Origin of the sequence: Roseicyclus sp. (assembly GCF_052168335.1) — a bacterium.
Lineage (GTDB): Bacteria > Pseudomonadota > Alphaproteobacteria > Rhodobacterales > Rhodobacteraceae > Roseibacterium.
On the sequence record NZ_JBQLZP010000447.1, the window covers coordinates 1 to 2749 of the forward strand.

3 protein-coding genes are annotated in these 2749 nt (G+C 72.8%); all 3 read right to left on the reverse strand.

The features are described from left to right. Positions 1-4 precede the first annotated feature (4 nt). The 3 genes from ACTS11_RS13595 to ACTS11_RS13605 all read right to left on the reverse strand — a co-directional run bounded on the left by ACTS11_RS13595 (position 5) and on the right by ACTS11_RS13605 (position 2550). Complete coding sequence (locus ACTS11_RS13595; protein ID WP_442640844.1) at positions 5-772, reverse strand: FadR/GntR family transcriptional regulator; 768 nt, start codon at positions 770-772, stop codon at positions 5-7. 96 nt (positions 773-868) lie between these two features. Continuing rightward, complete coding sequence (locus ACTS11_RS13600) at positions 869-1528, reverse strand: OmpA family protein (RefSeq protein WP_442640845.1); 660 nt, start codon at positions 1526-1528, stop codon at positions 869-871. Between the two features lie 161 nt (positions 1529-1689). Beyond that, positions 1690-2550 carry a methylated-DNA--[protein]-cysteine S-methyltransferase gene (locus ACTS11_RS13605; RefSeq protein WP_442640846.1) on the reverse strand — a complete coding sequence of 287 codons (861 nt, stop codon included), beginning with the start codon at positions 2548-2550 and terminating at the stop codon, positions 1690-1692. Positions 2551-2749 lie beyond the last annotated feature (199 nt).

The window sequence follows — 2749 nt, forward strand, 5'->3', positions numbered from 1 at the left end:
AGGCTCAGCGGTCCTGCTCGTGGGCGTAGCGCAGGCGGGCGACGGCCTCGTTCGCCTCGGCCTTCTTCTGGCTCTCGAGGGTGCGCTCGATCAGGCTCAGGTGCACCACGACCGCCTCGCGCGCGGCCTCGGGGTCGCGGGCCTGCAGCGCGTCGTTGATCGCGCGGTGGTGCTCGAGCAGGATGTCGCGCGTCGTGCGGTTGCGGAACATGATCTGGCGGTTGAAGAAGACCCCCTCGCGCAGGAGGTCGAACATCGAGCGCATCATGTGCAGCATGATGACGTTGTGGCTGGCCTCGATGATGGCGAGGTGGAACTCGGCGTCGAGCTCGGCCTCGTCGGAGGGGTTCCGCTTGGAATGCGCCGCCTCCATCTTGCGGAAGACGGTGTCGATGACCTTGAGGTCGGTGTCCGATCCGTAGGTCGCGGCGCGGGCGGCGGCGATGCTCTCGAGATCGCGGCGGAAGGCGATGTAGTCGAAGACCGCCTCCTCGTGGGCCGCGAAGAGGCGGATGAGGGCGGGCGAGAAGGCGGAGCCGAGGACGTCGGCCACGTAGATGCCCGCGCCCGCGCGGGTGGCGAGAAGGCCGCGGGACTGGAGTTCGGCCACCGCCTCGCGGAGCGAGGGGCGCGAGACGCCGAGGCGCTCGCTCAGTTCGCGTTCGGAGGGGAGACGCTCGCCGGGCTTGAGGATGCCGCGCAGGATGAGCTGTTCGATCTGCCTGACGACCGAGTGCGACAGCTTCTCGGCCTCGATGCGCTGGAACGGCATCGTGTCCTCCCTCCCGCCGGGCCCCGGCCCGGATTGGTCAGGGAGTATGACCACCCGGGCGCGCGAGTCCAGCGGATCGCGCGCCCGGAACGGGTCTCAGCGGTCGGCCATGGGGCGGATGATGACCTCGACGCGGCGGTTGAGCGCGCGGCCCTCGGGGGTGAGGTTGGTCGCCACCGGCTGATCCTCGCCGCGGCCGAAGCTGCGGACGCGGAAGGGGGCGACGCCCTCCTCGAGGAGGACGCCCGCGACGGCGGCGGCGCGGCGGGCCGAGAGGTCCATGTTGTACTCCGCCGAGCCCTGCGAGTCGGTGTGGCCGACCACGTCCACGGTGGTGTTCGGGTACTGCTGCAGGTTGCGGGCCAGCGCGCGCAGGTCGGCCGGGAGGCCGGCGCGGATCGCGGCGCTGTCGAAGTCGAAGAGGATGCCGTCGGGCATGGTCACGACGAGCTCTTCGCCGGTGTTCTCGATGCGGATCCTGTCGTTCTCGAGCGAGGCCCTGAGGTCGCGCGCCTGCCGGTCGAGCGCTGCGCCGATCGCGCCTCCCGCGAGCGCGCCCGCGGCCGCGCCGATGACCGCGTTGCGGCCCCGGTCCTCGTCGTTCGAGGCGGCGCCGACGAAGGCGCCGAGCATGCCGCCGAGGATCGCGCCGTCGCGGGTGCGGTTGGCGTTCGGGTCGGGGTTGCTCGAGACGCAGCCGGTCAGCGCGAGCGCGCTCGCGGCGGCGATCAGGGTGAGCCTTGCGGAGGTCTTCATCTCGTGTCTGCCCTTCTCTTGCTGGTCGCGCCCGCGTTCGGCCGTCTGCCGGGCCGGCCTCGCGGGCGCCTGTGTCGTCGGCGGCTCCATAACATCAAATCCCGCGGGGCGCAGGGGGAAAACGCCCGCGGGCGGAAACCTGCCCAGCGGGCACCGGGGGCTCAGGCGCTGCGCCGGGGTGCGGCGGCCTCTCCTGCATCGCGGAACGCCGCCTCGCGGGCGAGGAGCGCGCGCTTGACCGGCAGGCCCCAGTGGTAGCCGCCGAGCGCGCCCGACTTCCGCAGCGCGCGGTGGCACGGGATCAGCCAGGAGACCGGGTTGCGCCCGACGGCGGTGCCGACGGCGCGGACGGCCTGCGGGCGGCCGATGGCGCGCGCGATCTCGGAATAGGTCGTGACCTCGCCGGAGGGAACCCTGAGCAGCGCCTCCCAGACCTTGATCTGGAACGGCGCGCCGATGAGCGCGAGCGGCACCTCGCCGCGGCCTCCGAAGGCGGCCTCGACACGCGGGAGGAGGCTCTCGGGGTCCTCGGCGAAGGCCGCGTTCGGCCAGCGTCCCCTGAGGTCGGCCATGGTCGCCTCCTCGCCGGTCTCCGCGGCGAAGCCGAGCCCGCAGATGCCGCGGCCGGTGCCCATGACGAGGGCGCGGCCGAAGGGGCTGTCGAACCAGCCCCAGCGGATCGCGAGGCCCGCGCCGCCGCTGGCATAGGTGCCGGGGCTCATCGCCTCCCAGGTCAGGAAGAGGTCGTGCAGCCGCCCGCCCCCCGAAAGGCCCACCGCGCCCGCCGTCTCGAGCGTGGTGAAGCGCTCGCGCAGCAGCGCGCGGGCATGGTCGAGCGCGAGGTACTGCTGGTAGCGCTTGGGGCTGACGCCGACCCAGGCGGTGAAGACGCGCTGGAAATGGGCGGGGCTCATGGACATCCGGGCGGCCAGCGCCTCGAGCGACAGCGGCGCCTCGGCCCGGTCGATCTCGTCGATCGCGCGGCGGATGACATGGTAATGGTAGCGGTGATCCTCGGTCATGCGGCGAGGATAGGCGGCGTTGCGGTCGCGGGCGACCCGGAACTTGCGGCATCGCGGGGGGCCCGGCGGTCGAATGGGGGCTCCGCCCCCGCCGGCATGCGCCGGCTCCCCCGGAGTTTTCGGCCAGGATGAATTGGGGTGCCGCGCCCCTCCTTCATCCTGGGGAAAAAACTCCCGCCGGAGGCCCCGGCGCGGCCGA